The organism is Mucilaginibacter glaciei (assembly GCF_014773245.1).
GTDB lineage: Bacteria > Bacteroidota > Bacteroidia > Sphingobacteriales > Sphingobacteriaceae > Mucilaginibacter > Mucilaginibacter glaciei.
Map to the genome: position 1 here is coordinate 90,980 of NZ_JACWMX010000006.1, position 17,986 is coordinate 108,965.

Consider the following 17,986-nt stretch of genomic DNA (forward strand, 5'->3'; position numbering starts at 1 on the left):
TTCACCCGCTACCTGTAATGCTTATTACCTGTGTTGTTTTGCAATATGATGAACGGAGTATGCTCATCCCAATTGGGCGTAAAGTTAGGCTGAAACAAAAAACCTGCCGCGTAATTGCCTAAAATAATATCCGGTTTACCGTCGCCGTCATGATCGGTCACTTCCATGCTCAACCATCGGCCATTTTGGCTAACCGGTACGGCATGCGCTTTAAAGTTCATTGGTTTATCCTGTTCAAAATAAATAAACTCTTCGGCCGGCTTACTCTTCATATCGGCAAAGAATGCTATGGTGGCAATATCCAGGTCGCCGTCTTTATCAAAATCAGTAGCGATGGCTTTAGTGCAGCCGTTTATGGGGTAAAACAAGGTTTGCTTAAATTTAAAATCGCCAAGGTTTTTAAAAATATACAAGCCATGGTACGGTTTCAGGATCCGCGAATCGCGAAAGTTGTAGCCGCAAGTATAGATCAGGTCAAGCTTACCGTCATGGTCCATGTCAGCCAGTTGAAAACTGGTCGAGCCATTCGTTGGCGGGAAATTGAGCAGATCTTTTGATGTAAAACCGCCTTTATGGTCGTTTAGTAAAAGCGCTAAGCCCTCATTATTCTCGCCAAACAGCACCATCAAATCCAGCCAGCCATCTTTGTTAAAATCGCCGGTCACCGCCTGCACGGCTCCTGCCCTGCTGCTGATGGTAAATTGCTTGTATGATTTATGGTCGGTTGTTGGCTTGAGTAAAAATATCCCACCTCGTAAATGCCCCTGGCCTAAAACAATAATTTCATTGGAGCCGTCCTTATCAAAATCGGCATTAAGGGTTTGTACCGGGCGAGGCAAGTCTGATGCCACCTCGGTTGGCTGTTGATTTTTACTACCTAATGCAACGTTATAGATCCTGCCATTAGGAAAATCAACCGGGTCTAAACGGCCTATGCAGGAGATGATGGCCTGCTCGGCACCTGTCGAATCCTTTACAAATTCGGCATTTACCGCAGCCGAAGGTAATTTAGTTTGCCCGCTCTCTTTCAAATCCCTTGTCCACCCGGTCATGTAACCGGATACCACATCGCCTGTGTACAATTTGCCTGTATTAGGGCTCGATGCCACCATGGTAGTAAAACAAATATCATTAACCTTAGCAGGCTTTATTATACTAAAACCAGCCCAGTCGTTTAATAAGGGCGAGGGCGCTTTAGCCGGCATTAAGGTATCGGGTGCCATTTTTTTGTAATAGGTAACAATACTTTGCCACTCTAAAAGCGAAAGGCCCGCAGTGTCTTTGTCGGCTTTGTAATAATCAGTACCATAGGTTGAAATACCTAAAAATTGCGACATGGCTGGCAGGCTATGTACCGTCCAAACCGTTTTTGTAAGCGCGTTTACAGGTACCAGCGAATGGCATTTGGTACAATGCAATTGTACCAGGGCCTTACCATCGGCAATGGTATCACCGGTTAGTTCGTATGCTTGGGTCGGTTTACTTTTACAGCCGTTAAACAAGGTGCCGGCCGCCAATAAAAAAATGCCCGATAATAAAGATGATGTAAATAAAAATGTTCTATTCAGTTTCATAAGACCTTTAATACTTCTACTATTGTTAGTTCTGCAATTTTAACTTATTCCAGATGTATTCGCCAATTTGCCTGCCTTGTGTAGCGCCCGCATTAACACTTACTTTATAATGGATGCCACCATAATATCTGCTTAAAGAGCATTCGTCCGCTGCTTTTAAAAACGAATCGAAATGGCGCTGCATCCCTATATAGCGCAAATCGCTGGTATCCATATAACTAAAATCATCACCAAATAAATGCGTCAGGATCACTGCCGATGCACCGCTGATATCGCTATGCCCGCTCGGATATTCAGGGAATGGCGGGGTTTGCAGCAAGGGCAGCCAGCGGTTATCAATCTCGGCATTAATAACTGTTACCGGCCTGATGTATTGCGTGGCGTATTTAACCTGCCAGCCGCAAATAAAGGCATCATACAAGGCTATCGAGGTTAAAGCATAAGCCTGCGCAATCTTCACCGCGTCGGCTTTGGTTTTTTTGCACGCGATGGCAGTTATCCCTATCCAGTGCCCGCCGGGGGTGATCTTTTTGTTAACAAACATCATGTGCCCGCTGTGCTGTATCACAAAGGGGTTATCATCCCAAAACTTAGCAATGATGAGCTGCTCGGGCGTATTGCTTTTGCTTTGGTTATAAACCGATAAATTCTGCTTAAAATATTCACTGTTTTTATCTTTACTGAACGGAGGTGGCGGCGGCAGCGCAAAGTCTGACGATGATTTTACCGCGAAGGTTTCCATCGTACCCCAGCAAAATTCTACACCGTCCAGGTAGTCGGGTGCGGTGGGGCGCCATTTACCGTCTTCTTCTACACCCAAGAACCTTGGTTTACCCCTTGTTTGCGGGTAGTTATCGAAAGCAGCGCGACCTAAAATAGCTTTGCCCACCTTTTCGCCGAAGGCCATCGACCGGGCGTAGGTAGAATCGTCCAGGTTATCCTGGTACATGGCAAATACCTTTGTTTCGTACTTTTTAAGTGTGTCTATTGAAAAGGTAACCTTGTGCGCTACCGTAAAGTAAGCTTTGGTGGCTGCCAGGGCGTAATTGTACTTTTTACCTTTTTGCGGCTGCGGGATGGGTTTAAAGCCATTTAACTGGCTCACAATCGAGTTGTATTTTGGGTTGGCAAAGCGCATCGTTTCATACGCGGCTAACGATGTGTAGCCGTAAATGCGGCTTGCAACCGGCGGACTAAATACATCATAAATAATAACCTGGGTAAGCTGGTCGACATTGTTGTGTAAAACCTCGGCATCGCTTAGTAGCTTTGCCTCATCTTTTTGCTTGCAACCTGTGGCGAACACAACGAAAGCAGCGGCAAATAAAATCTTTAAATATTTCATATCAATAGGTTAGGCAATATATTAATTTAACAGAATACTCCTCGCATGGCCTGTATTGTCCGTCACCGTAACCGAGGCCATTGACTTGTCGGTGTTAAAAAACCTTGCAGATTGCGACAGGAACGATCCACCGTTATAAAACTCTCTTTTTTCAGCCTTACCATTTTTGTATTTAATGGTGGCAAACATATCTAAAGGCTGCAGTTTAACAGTGCTTACCGGCTTTTTCAATTCAAACAATTTTAACGCAGCCTTATATTGCGATGCCGCCAGTAAATACTGCCCTTTAGCGCCGCGCAGTTTCACCAAAGCCTTACCATCGCCGGGGATATAAATCCCGCTTTGCTGAATGGTGAGTGGCTTGAAACCGCCTTTGCCATCGCCCTTTAATAACAAGCCATTAAAGGCATCGTACCGGCCGGTGCTTACCTCGGTGCCAAAATCGTTTCCGCTTAAGGCTACGTCCAAATTACCATCGCCGTCAAAATCATCAACCACCATACCGCTTAATTGCGAAATCTGCGCGGCTTCAGGCAATGGTATCATCGTAAACTTACCCTTGCCGTCATTACGCAGATAGCACGACTGCAACATGTTAGCCTTTAACCTGATAGCACCTTTACGCATTTCGGGCGTTATTACGCTATCCATTGTCGCTACCGCGTACGATTTAAAGTTCTGGAACTTGATCCGCATGCTGATCATCTGTTTCACAATATCCTCGCGCGTATGTGCCGGGAACTCCTGCATTACCCCCTTCTTATCTTTCAGGAAAACAGATGGGAAGGCATCATAACTGTGGTTGTTATCAAAGTCTTTAGCGGTAATATACATGGGGTACTGATCTGTAGCCTTGTAAAAAGTATTTAAACCAGTGTTGCCAACAATGTAGTCTATATCACCATCGTGGTCAAAATCGGCACCGGTAATGGTGTTCCACCAACCTAACTGATTAGCAATTCCCGTTCCCTCCGTTTGATCTTTAAAGATACCGTGGTCGTTTTTAAAAAACTTAACGGGCATCCACTCGCCGGTAATTACCAGATCTGGCCAGCCATCGTTATCATAATCTGTAAATGCGGCATCACATACCAGGCCTATATTGGTTAAGCCTTTGGCAACGGTTGGTGTTACGTCTGTAAATTTTATCTGGCCGGGCTTGCTGTCATTCCGTAATATCAAACTCGATACCGGTTTAGGGTATTCCCATGGTTGCACCCTGCCCGATACAAACAGATCAAGCTTGCCGTTCTTGTCGTAATCAACTGCCTTCACACATAACTTGCTGGTAAAGTTAGCGGGCAAAGCGTCGGGTTGCAAGGTAAAATCCCCTTTCCCGTTATTCATATAAACCCTGTCCTGGTAGGATATAGACCCTGGTTCCTGCTCGTAACCACCGCTGGCAACGTAAAGGTCAAGGTCGCCATCGCCGTCTGCATCAAATAGCAGCAGTCCTTCGTCTTTAAATTTGGTGCCGCCCGATGGTACCGTTGCAAGCATCTCCCTTTGAATAAATTTGCCGCTGGCCTGTTGTAGAAACAACTGTGCCGGATATTTGGAAGTGCCGCCAACCACCATATCATCAAAACCATCGCCGTTGATATCGCCTACAGCAATGGCCGGCGAATATTCCGATAATTTATGTGGAATGAGTTTCTGGATGTTAAAATCTATAAAATCGTCCGACTTATGGATGTAGTTAATACCCGCGTTTTTGGTTACTTCGGTAAACAGGGATTGTGTGTTGATCTTCGGCGCATCAAAGCTATAGCCGATTTTTGCATCAGCTATGGTAACAGTGAGTGTTTGGTCGACCTTTACATTTTGCAATTTTTGCTGTTTACCGTTTTGCCATTTGATCACCACCGAATCTATCCGGGTTACTTTTCCCAAACCAAAATTGGCTATGTTTTGAATAGTTGATAAGTATCCCCTGAAAGGCGAATTCTCATAAACCTGGTGCTTGCCATTATTGTAATAAATATCGGCCCAGGCACCTATACCGTCCTTATTTTGTTCGTCGCCTTTAAATTGAATATGCAGGTAGTGGCTGTCGTCTTTATTATTTTCGCGCAGGGTGTTGCGGTATATCGATGCCTCGCTGTTAATATTATTGATGATCATATCCATAGCGCCGTCATTATCCAAATCAGCGTAGGTGGCACCATTAGAAAAACTCGGCTCGTCTACCCCCCATTTTTTTGAAACATCCTCAAATTGCAGGGTACCCGTATTACGGAACGCGTAGTTAGGGATCTTCACCACCGGGATCTGATCCAACACTTGTTTTTTGGTGGCTACGGCATACGACTCTTCCCTGAAGGTGATAAAATCATGATCGGTAACATCGCGGGGGTATCCGTTGGTAACTACAATATCCCTAAAACCATCGTTATCAAAATCGGTTATCATAGGGCCCCAGCTCCAGTCTGTTTGGGCTACGCCGCTCAAAAATGCTATTTCGCTAAAAACAGGTGCACCTATCGAATCATTTTGCCCCAGGCGCGGGCCCTGGTTAAGTTGTAAGGTATTGTGATTGTACTGATACTGGTAGCCGTAGTTGTCAAAATTTTGATAAAGCTGGTATTGCGTGCCCGGCATAAACATCTTTTTACGATAGTTATCCTCGGGGTCCATATCCAGTTCAAAAACATCGGCAAGTCCGTCGTTATTAATATCCTGTATATCCTGCCCCATAGCACTGGTGGCGGTATGTTTAAAATACTCACGTGTGCGGTCGGTAAAAGTACCATCGTGATTGTTGATGTACAGGATATTGCTGGGTAAAAAGTCGTTGGTAACGTAAATATCTTTCCAGCCATCTCGGTTAATATCGGCTATGCTGGTTGCGTGTCCGTAGCCTTCTATCAGAATGCCCGCTTGTTTGGAAACGTTCGTGTAAACCGCGTGTTTTAACGCGGCGTTGTAATCGTTACGGTAAAGCCTGCCCGTGCTGCGGGCGCTGCCATCGGTAATTATCGGTCTGAAAGCGCTGGTATTATCTGTCGATTTGGCTTCGTTTACGGTGAGGTACATATCCAGGTCGCCGTCATTATCGTAGTCAAAAAACGAAGCCATTGTGGAGTGTACATTAATATCCAGGCCGTATGCTGCCGCCTGCTCCTTAAAATGCGGAACGCCGTCTTTATCCGGGCCCAGGTTAATATACAGCAGGTTCACTCGCTTTACCGGATTGTTTAAAAGCGTATTGCAAACGTAAATATCTTTAAAGCCGTCGTTATTAATGTCAAACACGGCCACGCCCCTTCCCCAGCCTCCTTTACCGCCTACACCGGCCTTATCGGTCACATCATCAAAAACCATATCGCCTTTGTTGATATACAATTTGTTTGATACCGCATTACCCACAAAGTAAAGATCCTGCAGGCCATCGTTGTTAAAATCGCCCACGCCTACGCCCCCGCCGTTATAAATATTGAGCATATCCAGCGGGTTGATAGAATCGTTCTCTACAATGTTATTATTAAACTTGATGTTGGAATGTGACGAGGCTACTTTTTCAAAAAGCGTGGCTTTTTTACAGGAGAACGCAAATAGCGCAATGGCAATTAATATGGGGAATCTTAAAGCTCTCATTATAATAGGTCTGAAACAAATATATAATAAAAAAAGAGGGAGAGATTAACTCTCCCCCTCTTTTTTATAAGAACCTAAGCTAAAAATTAGTAGCCCGGGTTTTGTTTGATATTACCCTGAGTGATATCTATCTGCGCTTGCGGGATAGGGTATAACTCGTTTTTACCAACTGTAAATTTAGCTTGTTTGATCAACAAGATAGGGAAGTTAGGAACAGCGTTTTCATGTGCTAAGTAAGCATTGATTTGCGCGCCCATGTAACCGGCACCTTGTGGGCCACCTGTCACACCATCCCAACGCTGTAAGTCGAAGAAACGGTGGCCTTCCATACCAAACTCCAAACGACGCTCGAAATAAACGATCTTACGTGCAGTAGCTTTATCTGTAAATGCCGTAGCAGGATATAAACCAACTTTGTAGTTAGCAGCAGGTGTGCTGGTGTAACCGCCTGTAGGTTTAGTAGCATCGATGTAAGTATGAACCCAACCTGTAGCATCAGCAGCACGTGTACGGATCTGGTTTACATAAACGCGTGCCTGCTCTAACGTACCAACTTCAACTTCGCACTCTGCAGCCCATAAAATAATATCGGCAAAACGGATAGCATTGTAGCTGTTAGATGTAGCCTGGTTTGCAGCCCAACCGCCATAAGTATCTGATGTTGTAGCCTGTGCGGCCTGGTAATAAACGTTTTTGATAGCGGTGTATGGTCCACCGTCATCCTGGTCACGTGCCCATGCTTTACCCGGGTGTAAACCCCAGTCAAGATAAGGGATACCACGGCGACCTATCGTCCAGTCTAAACGTGAATCTAAAGTACCTGTCTCTGGCGTAAACGGTGATGCCTCGCTGATACCCTGGTCATTCTTGATATCAGAATTGTTATAAGTATCTAACAAAGGTAAACCTGTAACTGCATCAGTTTTGAAAGCATTTGCTAAACTGAATGACGGCTGGAAGAAACCACAGCATGAAGCCGGGCCACCTGCACCAAAGTTCAGTGTGCTACCTGCGTTACCATTTAAACCGTTTGCACCATCCTTAACAGATGTTTGTACCACAAACACACCCTCGGGGCCGTTTTTGGTTGACGGGTTAAAGTTATTTGAGTATTTACCCAAGGCATATTTGGCACCACCGGCAGTAACACCGTTAGCGATCAAATCTTTCAGGATTGCATTTGCTTCAGTGTACTTATGATCATACATATAAGCCTTGGCAAGAAAAGCTCTTGCAGCAGATTTATTTGCACGGCCGACTTGCGGTTGTGTAGCAGGCAATACAGCAGCTGCTGCTGCAAAATCAGCCTCTATTTTATCCCAAATGGGGCCAGGGTTACCAATGGTGTAGTTACCTGCATCATAAGTAACGGTTTCATCAGCATAGGGCACATTTCTCCATAATTTGGCTAATTCGAAGTGATAAAAACCACGCAGGAAACGCGCTTCGGCAGTTGCTTGTGCAATATTATCTGCTGATAATGAACCATCTTTTACCAAAGGGATCTCACGTAGTACATCATTTGCACGTTGTACACCTGCAAAGTTCATTCTCCATTTTGGATCCAGGTAATCGTTTACACCTGTCATAGTGCGCGACTCGATATCCGCAGCACTTGGCTGATCGCCGGGGGTTGAACCTTTGTGCGCATCATCTGCAGCAACGCTACCATAGATCCAGTTATCTGTACCGGTAGACCATGTAGCACCCGCCTGGCCGTTGTACACACCATCAACAAGTGAATAGGCTCCTATCAGTAAACCGTCAACACCGGCTTTGTTAGCCAATACGATTTGGTTTAATGAACCTGTAGGCGTTTTTTCCAGGAACTTCTTACACGACATAGAGAAGGCAAGCGTGGCTATGGAACCCACAATAATTAGTTTGTTGTTTAATATTTTCATCTTTAAAACTTTTTAAATTCTTTCTAATTAAAACGTTACGCGTACACCGAAGATAAACTTACGTTCGGTACTTGGATAGTTACCAAAATCAACACCGTTACTGTTACCAGTAACTGCCTGCAATTCAGGATCTAAACCGGTGTATTTAGTAATTACGAAAGGATTAACTACCTGGATGTATAAATTTAACCTATCAGCACCGATTGTCTTGATACCATTTTTAAATGTGTAACCTAACTGTACCTGGCGCATTTTCAGGAATGAACCATTTTCAAGATAGTATGAGTTAACTACACCACTTGTACTAAAGCTGCTTGTTGCTTCGGCAATTGGCGCTTTAGGGTTAAGGTTAGTTGGTGTCCATGAGTTAAATAACAGGTCGTTACTTTTGTTACCGGTTAATGAACTGTAGAAGTTAGTCCAGTATTTAACATAGTTAAAGTTGTCGTTACCCTGTGAACCATACAGGTTGGTACTCAGATCCCAATTCTTGTAAGTAAAACCTAAGTTGATACCGTAAGTAAAGTCTGGGTTTGGGTTACCAAAGAAAGTACGGTCATCCGGTGTAATTTTACCATCACCATTAACGTCACGGTATTTGAAACGGCCCGGTGCAGCACCATCCTGAGTAGGAGAAGCACTAACATCAGCCGCAGACGAGAAATAACCAACTACGTCATACCCGTAAAAAGAACCAATCGGGTTGCCTGATTGCTGACGAGAGATATCGCCTATACGGCTGCCAACAACGGTGAAAGGTGCCGGAATATTGGAAATTTTGTTTTTATAAGTAGTAAACTGAATGCCTAAGTTAAAGCCAAAATCGCTTCCGATTTTATCGCGGTAATTTAACGACGCGTCGATACCTCTGTTACGCACCTCACCAGTGTTGATTGACGGTGGCGAAGCACCACCTGTTGTTGCAGGCAATGCCGGGGCAAACAACAAGTTTGTAGATCGTTTTTGGTAATATTCTACCGATAGATCTAATTTATTGAACAAGGTTGCATCGAAACCTACGTTAGCGATGTAATCCCTTTCCCAGGTAGTTGCAGCGTTCCCAATGGTACGGTTGTAGAAACCTTGTTGGATGCTGCTGCTTGTACCGCCGATATCATAGAAAGATGCACCTTTATCCAAACCATAAAGTGAAAAAGCATTCGATGGTGATACGTTATTGTCAAAACCGGCAACACCGTAGCTACCACGGATCTTTAACGAATTTAACCAGCTGATGCCTTTGGCAAACTCTTCCTGAGTTACGCGCCATGCAGCTGACCCTGATGGGAAGTAACCGATGTTTTTGCCTGGTGCAAATCTTGAAGAACCGTCACGACGTATTGATCCCGATAAAATATACTTGTCATTGAATACATAGTCTACCTTAGCAAAAAAAGATTGGTGCGTAATAGGCTGGGCATTGTAACTGAAAGCAGTTAATGAACCTGTACCGCCTGATAAAGTTACGAATGCAGGATCAAGAGATGGCAAACTGGTAACACTACCACCAACACCGCGTCCAAATTCTTCTCTTTGCTCATAACCGGCTAAAACATTGATGCTGTGTTTACCAATTATCTGGTTGTAAACTACAGTGTTACTCCAGTTGTAGTTGTTGTAGTAACCTGCATTTTCGCTGAAGCTTTCTGTACCACCGTGGCCTTCACCGCTATCATAAGGGCGGTAGTTGATGGTATAGTTAGAGAAGTTGTTAACCGTACCGCTAAACGCTGTACGCGCTGTGAAATGTTTCAGGAAATCCGCTTCAGCAAATACTGTACCCGAAATATTCCAGGCTTTATTAGTATTGAATTTTTGCCTGTCTTGTGTAGCAACCGGGTTAACGGCATTACCTAATGCGGTAGGGCCTGCCCAGGTACCGGCATATTGTTTGCCAGAGATATCGTAGATAGGGATCTGCGGCTCTATACGGTAAACTTCAGAGATAGAGTTACCCTCGCCTTGGTTACCACCAGGGATGTTACCCTGACCTGTTGGAGATAAGGTGTAATATAACGAAGCATTTTCACCTACACGGAAGTGATCTTTAATATTAAATGTAGTATTAATACGTGTAGTAGCCCTTTTAAAATAGGTATTTATAAGAGTACCCTGTGTATTTTGGTAACCTGCAGACAGGTAGTAAGAATTCTTATCATTAGCACCTTGCGCACTGATAGTGTGCTGTTGCATAGATGCAGGTTTGAATACAGCATGGAACCAATCAGTACCCTGGTTGTTGTCAAATTTCTGGATCAGGTAATCATTGTTTGGGTTAAAGGTATCAAACCTGTAACGAGATGGATCAACCTCAGGCGCACCCGCTGCAAACACACCTTTAACACCGGGCCCCTGTGCACCAAAATCGGCAATGGCACCGCTTGGCAAAAACAAACTGCTTTTAGGGTCAACCTGTTTTACAAGTGTCAAATAATCCTTTGCATTTAATACATTGAAAGGGTTACCACCTAAAGGCCTTTGCGTACCATAATAACCATCATAGGTTATTGTTGACCTGCCTTGTTTACCTTTTTTAGTAGTTACGATAACAACACCGTTACCACCCGCAATACCGTAGATAGCAGCAGCACCCGCATCCTTTAATACCGAGATAGATTCGATATCATTAGGGTTAACGTTACCTAAATCGCCACCTTGTACACCATCGATGATGATCAGCGGAGAAGAGTTAGCAAAGTTAGAGATACCACGAACAAGGATCTGGGCACCTGCACCCGGCGCACCCTGTGTTACCACCGTAACACCCGATGCCTGACCTTGTAATAATTGGTCTGAGCTACTTGCAGGTACTTTAATGGCTTGTGCAACATCAACTGTTGCAACCGCACCAGAGATGTCTTTTTTACGTTGCGAAGTGTAGCCTGTTACCACTACTTCATTTAAGCTGTTACTTGCTGCCTGTAAAACCACTGAGATCTGGTCGCCTGAGCCTACAGTAACTTCTTGCGGGGTATACCCGATGTACGATACAACCAGTACGCTGCCCGAGCTTACACTTAATGTAAATTGCCCGTTAACGTCTGTTTGTGTTCCGGTAGTAGTGCCCTTGATACGCACCGAGGCGCCAACTACCGGCAACTTGTCGTCGCTGCCAGTAACACGGCCTGTGCGTTTTGTTTGGGCTGTAACTACCAATGAAGAAACCATGCAGCATAGTAGCAGGCATAGCGTTCTTCCCTTAAGGAGTAAACTTTTAAACATGAGATTGAGATTTAGTTGATTAATATATTTGATTTAAGACTTTAGTTCAATGCTTGAATAAACGATTGACACTTACCGGAATGGGCAACAAGACAAAACCTAAATGATTTTCTTTTGAGAAAGGGGTGAGATACCCTTTGGCTGAGAAGTTTAAAAGAAAAAAATGTAAAAGTTTTATCATATAGTGGCAATCACCTGTTAAAATTTATTTCGCCCGCCATCCTAACGTACCCAACTATTTTGATGGATCATTAATCGTGCTGTTGTTCGTTAAGTTTGTTTTCTTTTCGTGTGATGAAAAGTTTATAATGGTAATGCACTAATATAAATAGTGTGTATAGGTTACACAAGCACCGCTAATAGAATTGTAAATTATTTATTATTTCAATTAAAAACCGTTATAGTTTATATTAAATTAATTGTCCATTAAATAAATATTAACAAATACCCTTCTTTAATAAAAACTTAGCAATGTAAAAAAGTTGTTATACAATACTTTTTAGAGTAAAAAGCCCACATTATTTTTTATGGAAGTTGCATATCAGCAACCATTCATAAAAATTTTAGAATTTGCCATCACTTTCTGCCTAAAAAACACGTAGTGAACAAGTGCTGTGTTAACCTCACGTTAACCTTATGTTATCATTTATTGCATCAGAATTCACTGCCAATCTATGTATCAACACAGTAAGTTAAGAGGATTTTATTTGGCTAATTTAGTTTTTGTATAAAAAAAATATGCCTTAGCTAACCGCTAAGGCATATTACAATCTGTTTTATATAAAGCAAATTTAGCCGGGTTTATTATTTAATTCACCTTACTTACTACTTCGTCCACTGCACTTTGGCTGTTTTCACATCTGCGGAATTCGTTCCTATCTGGATACCGAACTCGCCTGGCTCCCAATCATATTTCAACTGGCTGTTATAAAATTTAAGCTGCGCCGGGGTAATGGTAAAGCTTACCTCTTTCGCCTCCCCTACCTGCAACATCACTTTTCTAAAGCCCTTCAATTCTTTAACCGCACGGCTCACACTGGCCACAGGGTCGCTGATGTATAACTGTACCACTTCTTCGCCGGCGTATGGGCCTGCGTTGGTTACAGTAACGGTAGCGGTTACCGCATCGTTACCCTTTAAATTGGTTTTGCTTAGTTTAATATCGCTATAAGTGAATTTAGTGTAGCTCAAACCATAACCAAACGGAAACAACGGATCGTTTGCGATATCCAGGTAGTTGGATTTGAATTTGGTAGGCCCATCGGTATACGGTCGGCCTGTATTTAAATGGTTGTAATAAACTGGTATCTGGCCCACGCTACGCGGGAAGGTGGCTGTTAAGCGACCTGCGGGGTTGTAGTTGCCAAATAACACTTCGGCAATGGCGTTGCCTGCCTCTGTGCCGGGTGCCCATACATCTAATATAGCGGCTGCATTCTCATTCTCGGTAGTTAAGGTAAGCGGGCGGCCGTTAAACAATACGATCACCACGGGCTTGCCGGTTAAATACAACGCCTTTAATAATTTACGCTGACTTTCGGGGATATTGATATCCGACCGGCTCGACGATTCGCCACTCATACTTTGCGATTCTCCCACTACGGCTAACACGATGTCTGATTTCTTGGCCGCTTTAACCGCATCTTCTATCATCTCATCGGGCGACTTTTTATCCAGGCTAACCATATCCGGGCCGAAGTTAAGGCGTTTCATAAATTCAGCATCATCGGTGATGTTGCTTCCTTTGGCGTAGTTTAATTTTACATTATCGCCAACTATATGTTTGATACCTTCTAATACACTTACCGATTTTTCCCATTCGCCGGCAATTACCCAAGTGCCCAGCATGTCGCGTTTATTATCGCCCAGTGGCCCAATCACCGCAATACTGCCACCCGATTTTTTAAGTGGCAAGATCTGGTTATTGTTTTTTAAGAGTACAAAAGAGTGCTCGGCAGTGATGCGGGCCGCTTTGCGGTTCTCGTCATTAAACACGTCGCTTTTTTCTTTTGCCGGGTTGATGGATTTGTAAGGGTTATCAAACAACCCTAATTTATATTTAGCCTCTAACACGCGGCGGCAAGCCAGGTCGATATCGGCAAGGCTTATCTTCTTTTCATTCAGTGATTTTTTAAGTGTCGTTAAAAAGCCCTCGCCCACCATATCCATATCTAAGCCGGCCTTTAACGCCAGGGCCGATACCTGTTGCAAGTCGCCCATGCCATGGTTGGTCATTTCGTTAACGGCGGTATAATCTGACACTACAAAACCTTTAAAGCCCCATTGATTGCGCAGCAGGTCGGTTAGTAACCACCTGTTACCTGTAGCGGGCACACCATCCACCACGTTGAACGAGCTCATGAAACTCCCTGCACCCGCATCAACAGCGGCTTTGTACGGCGGCATATAATCCTGGTACATGCGCAGGCGGCTCATATCAACGGTGTTGTACTCCCGGCCGGCTTCGGCACCGCCGTATAATGCAAAGTGCTTTACGCAGGCCATAACGGCATCAGCATTTTTCATATTAGTACCCTGGTAGCCACGTACCATAGCACCGGCAATTTTACCGCCTAGCCACGGGTCTTCACCGCTGCCTTCAGAGATGCGGCCCCAGCGGGCATCGCGGGCAATATCAACCATGGGCGAAAACACCCAGTTCAGCCCTTCGGCAGTGGCCTCTTTCGCGGCAATGTGAGCGGCATTTTCTATCAGGCCCAAATCCCATGTTGCCGACATGCCCAACGGAATTGGAAATATAGTGCGGTGACCATGGATCACGTCCAACCCGAATATTAAAGGGATATGCAGGCGGGTACCCTTTACCGCAGCATCCTGCGCCTTGCGTACGTTGTCGGTTCCGTATAAGCCAAATATCCCACCGATGCTACCTTTGGTTATGCCATTGTCTATCCCGCTGTTGGTAACAGAGCCGGTAATGGCCATACCGCCGGTTACCAGGTTAAGCTGCCCAATCTTTTCGTCAATAGTCATCTTCTTCATCAGTGTACTAACAAAGGTGTTCATCTTGGCGTCGGCAGCAGGCTGTTGTGCCATTGCCCCATAAGGCATAACCAGTAAAGCAGCGGCGGCAAACTTTAAAACGGGCTTATTGGTAAAAAATGTTTTCATTAGAGCAAAGGGGTTTATTTAAAAGTTACCACAACAATTAAAAATGTAATTTTTTACATTATTAAAGTATGTTAAACTTATTAACTATAATTGGTTATTAATAATATGTTAACAACGGGTGTAATTGGTACACAATTGTAGATATTAAATCTAAACATTCAAAGTAATTTTTATTAGAATCGTAAATGCTGACTAAACAGGAACTGGAAGAATTTTCGGCCGAGGCAAACTTGTTATATCTGGACCATATATCTATCGATTGTGTGGTATTTGGTTTCCATGAGGGGCAAATGAAGGTACTGATGCTTAAAAGCAAGAACGAGGCCGGTTGGCAGCTGCCGGGTGGTTTTGTAAAAAAAGAGGAACCTATTGATGTAGCCGCAACCAGGATATTAGCAACACGCACCGGGATAGACGAAATATTTTTAAAGCAGTTTCATGTTTTTGGCGACGCGGACCGTAACCGGCAACATAACGAAATGTATAACAAGGTTGTGGCGCCCGAAAAGAACTTTTTTAGCCATCGGTTTATTTCTATCGGTTACTATGCCCTCGTAGATTTTATTGACGTTAACCCTACCCCTGATGCGTTCTCTGAACTATGCACCTGGCGTGACCTGGACGATTTGCCGCCATTTTTGCTGGACCATGAACAGATCTTTAAAACCGCTTTAGATACCCTGCGCCTGCAACTTAACTATCAACCGATTGGTTACAACCTGATGCCCAAAGAGTTTACCATGCCCGAATTGCAAAAACTCTACGAAACTATACTGGGCACCAAGCTGGACCGCCGCAACTTTCAACGGCGCATGCTGGGCTTCGGCATATTAAACAAACTGGAAGCAACCCGCAAGGGCGGAGCGCACAAAGCCCCCTACCTCTACTCCTTCGATCTGGACAATTATCAGGCCGCCTTGAAGGAAGGTTTAAAGAGCGGATGGTAAACGCCTCCAAGCTATCGGATTAGCCGGGGTTGTTGATTTTTTGTTATCTTAACGCCGCATCCTAATATATACCACTATGAAATTCCGATCTGTCATCATCGATTCTACGATGATCATCCTGGGGATACTTTCTGCCGCGTTTGGTTTAAAAGGCTTTTTATTACCCAGCCATTTTATTGATGGGGGCGTAACCGGGATTTCACTGTTAGTTGCCGATGTTACCCATTTGCCATTATCCGTTTTAATATTTGTTATTAACCTGCCGTTTTTGGTATTGGGTTACCGCAAACTGGGGATGAAATTTGCCTTAAAAAGTGCGGTGGCCATAGCAGGGCTGTCCCTGTGCTTAGCCTTTGTCACCTTCCCTGATGTTACACCCGATAAATTGCTCACCGCTGTATTTGGCGGGGTATTTATTGGTGCGGGTATAGGCCTGGCCATCCGTGCCGGGGCAGTATTGGACGGCACCGAAATCGCCGCAGTACTGGTCAATAAAAAAACACAATTTGTACGTGTGAGCGATGTGATATTGATCTTAAACGTATTCATTTTCATCGCTGCCATATTTATTATCAGTGTAGAGTCTGGTTTGTACTCCATCCTTACCTATCTGTCGGCCTCAAAAATGATCGACCTGATACTGAATGGTTTGGAGCAATATACCGGAATGACGGTAGTATCGGTAAAGGGCGAAGAGATCCGCGAAGCGATCACCCAAAATCTGGGACGCGGTGTTACCGTTTACCAGGGTAAAAGCGGCTACGGTAAAGATGGGCACATCAACTCGCCGCGCGAGATCATTTTCACCGTTGCCACCCGCCTGGAAGTACCCTTGATAAAGAAAGAGATCCTGAGGATAGACCCCGCCGCGTTCATTGTACAAACCAGTGTGGATGATACTACGGGTGGGTTATTGAAGCGGAAGGAACATTAAAGGTTTTATCCTCGATAAATTACGCGGAGTGATTGAGCTGAGAGTGAAGCAGAGGGCGAGATATTCCAAAACGTGTCATTGCGAGCGGTAGCGCGGCAATCTCAGAGGACAAGCGGATATGCTAAGATTGCCGCGTCGCTGCGCTTCTCGCAATGACATGGAAAACTTTTAATATTAAACCTTCGCCCCTAGCAACAAACGCCAGGCCCAGCGGGTGGCAAAATTAAAACCGCCCCAGCTATCCACAAACTTGATGATATCGCCCAGGCAGTTCTGACTGAATTTTTTATGAAAGTTTTGCTTCGCTTCTTTAAAAACCGCATCGGCATTAGTGATGCCTAAACGCTCGTAAATTTCTTTACGTACGTACATGGTACGCACAAAATGGATATTGATCAGGATCACAAAGCTGTAAGCCGATTTTTTAATAAACCCGGCTTTTGCTGTGTAGCGTTCCAATAAGCCCTTAGTGAAATGGATATGACGGCCTTCTTCAATGTTATGCAGTTCGAAAACCTTTCTTAAAACCACGTAAATCTCCGGTGCGCGGCGGGCGTAGTTACCGTATTTATCGGTAATCAGTTCGACAGCAACGCTGCCCATAAAAAGGTAATCGGCAGGGAGCAGGTTGGTGCTTATTTTACCACTTAAACGATGAGCCGTTGTTTGGGTAAGTGGTTTACCGTTCAATTGCGCTATGGCTTGCGCAAACATTTCCTGGTGGCGGTATTCTTCAATGATCTCGCGGATCAGGAAACGGTGCTCGGGGCTTTCGGGCGGCAATTCCAAGGCAAACTTGGCCATGAAAACGCAGAACAACGCTTCGCCCCACCCGTATGAATAGAGCACCTGCACTACCTCGTGCCGGCCAAGATCAGCTTTTTGTAAAGGGGTTAAAGTATCGTAAATAGGCAGCCCTTGCAAGGATGTTAAAACTTCGGGCAGGTACAGATCTTCGGGCGTAGCTAATTCCGCCCAAGGCACGTAAGTTTCGGGCATTAGCGGCCGTTCCTTACTTATTTTGATTAAGCGCTCAATCTCTTCTGCCTGCATTGTTTTGATTTACAACATCAATAACGATTACAGCAGCCATTTAGTTTTGACCACTGATTTAAATGATTTTGAAATTCAGTTGATTATCTACCTACTCGTTCTGCACAGCCGAGTGAGGCTTATTGTCAGGCATCTGGCCGCAGTTAAATATCTCGTCGGCCGGAGGCCGTAAGATATTCGTCACTCGGCTGGAGCCGAGCGACTGCTAAAGTTTACTCCAACCATGCACGTCATTGCGCGGAACGATAGCGACAAAGCAATCCCCGATAGAAAAGTCG

The 17,986-nt window shown here is 44.5% G+C and carries 9 protein-coding genes; 2 read left to right on the forward strand and 7 right to left on the reverse strand.

All coding sequences use genetic code 11. The annotated features are described in order from the left end of the window. Positions 1-8: 8 nt before the first annotated feature. The 6 genes from IDJ76_RS15010 to bglX form a co-directional block, all read right to left on the reverse strand. Positions 9-1,574, reverse strand: coding sequence for an FG-GAP repeat domain-containing protein (locus IDJ76_RS15010; protein WP_191164164.1), 1,566 nt, complete (start codon positions 1,572-1,574; stop codon positions 9-11). Positions 1,575-1,599: 25 nt separating this feature from the next. Then, on the reverse strand, positions 1,600-2,919 hold the full coding sequence (locus tag IDJ76_RS15015; RefSeq protein ID WP_191164165.1) for a vanadium-dependent haloperoxidase: 1,320 nt from the start codon (positions 2,917-2,919) through the stop codon (positions 1,600-1,602). 21 nt (positions 2,920-2,940) lie between these two features. Beyond that, positions 2,941-6,516: an FG-GAP-like repeat-containing protein gene (locus IDJ76_RS15020; protein WP_191164166.1), complete on the reverse strand. Its 3,576-nt coding sequence runs from the start codon at positions 6,514-6,516 to the stop codon at positions 2,941-2,943. An 86-nt stretch (positions 6,517-6,602) separates the two neighbouring features. Continuing rightward, positions 6,603-8,420, reverse strand: a complete 1,818-nt coding sequence (locus tag IDJ76_RS15025; RefSeq protein ID WP_191164167.1) for a RagB/SusD family nutrient uptake outer membrane protein — start codon at positions 8,418-8,420, stop codon at positions 6,603-6,605. Between the two features lie 27 nt (positions 8,421-8,447). Beyond that, entirely contained in the window at positions 8,448-11,642 is a 3,195-nt protein-coding gene (locus IDJ76_RS15030; RefSeq protein ID WP_224746347.1) for a SusC/RagA family TonB-linked outer membrane protein, read from the reverse strand. Positions 11,643-12,467: 825 nt separating this feature from the next. Beyond that, positions 12,468-14,774, reverse strand: coding sequence for a beta-glucosidase BglX (gene bglX, locus IDJ76_RS15035; protein WP_191164168.1), 2,307 nt, complete (start codon positions 14,772-14,774; stop codon positions 12,468-12,470). A 185-nt stretch (positions 14,775-14,959) separates the two neighbouring features. On the opposite strand from bglX, the gene IDJ76_RS15040 reads away from it, so the two are divergent. Beyond that, entirely contained in the window at positions 14,960-15,721 is a 762-nt protein-coding gene (locus IDJ76_RS15040; RefSeq protein WP_191164169.1) for an NUDIX hydrolase, read from the forward strand. Between the two features lie 76 nt (positions 15,722-15,797). Beyond that, positions 15,798-16,655, forward strand: coding sequence for a YitT family protein (locus IDJ76_RS15045; protein ID WP_191164170.1), 858 nt, complete (start codon positions 15,798-15,800; stop codon positions 16,653-16,655). Positions 16,656-16,829: 174 nt separating this feature from the next. Here IDJ76_RS15045 and IDJ76_RS15050 read toward each other — a convergent pair whose 3' ends face one another. Then, complete coding sequence (locus tag IDJ76_RS15050) at positions 16,830-17,708, reverse strand: diiron oxygenase (protein WP_191164171.1); 879 nt, start codon at positions 17,706-17,708, stop codon at positions 16,830-16,832. Positions 17,709-17,986 lie beyond the last annotated feature (278 nt).

What these genes read in the sequence shown, in the direction of transcription:
- IDJ76_RS15030 (WP_224746347.1), bottom strand. Translation starts at nt 11,642, where the DNA reads ATGTTTAAAAGTTTACTCCTTAAGGGAAGAACGCTATGCCTGCTACTA.
- IDJ76_RS15025 (WP_191164167.1), bottom strand. Translation starts at nt 8,420, where the DNA reads ATGAAAATATTAAACAACAAACTAATTATTGTGGGTTCCATAGCCACG.
- IDJ76_RS15020 (WP_191164166.1), bottom strand. Translation starts at nt 6,516, where the DNA reads ATGAGAGCTTTAAGATTCCCCATATTAATTGCCATTGCGCTATTTGCG.
- bglX (WP_191164168.1), bottom strand. Translation starts at nt 14,774, where the DNA reads ATGAAAACATTTTTTACCAATAAGCCCGTTTTAAAGTTTGCCGCCGCT.
- IDJ76_RS15040 (WP_191164169.1), top strand. Translation starts at nt 14,960, where the DNA reads ATGCTGACTAAACAGGAACTGGAAGAATTTTCGGCCGAGGCAAACTTG.
- IDJ76_RS15045 (WP_191164170.1), top strand. Translation starts at nt 15,798, where the DNA reads ATGAAATTCCGATCTGTCATCATCGATTCTACGATGATCATCCTGGGG.
- IDJ76_RS15015 (WP_191164165.1), bottom strand. Translation starts at nt 2,919, where the DNA reads ATGAAATATTTAAAGATTTTATTTGCCGCTGCTTTCGTTGTGTTCGCC.
- IDJ76_RS15010 (WP_191164164.1), bottom strand. Translation starts at nt 1,574, where the DNA reads ATGAAACTGAATAGAACATTTTTATTTACATCATCTTTATTATCGGGC.
- IDJ76_RS15050 (WP_191164171.1), bottom strand. Translation starts at nt 17,708, where the DNA reads ATGCAGGCAGAAGAGATTGAGCGCTTAATCAAAATAAGTAAGGAACGG.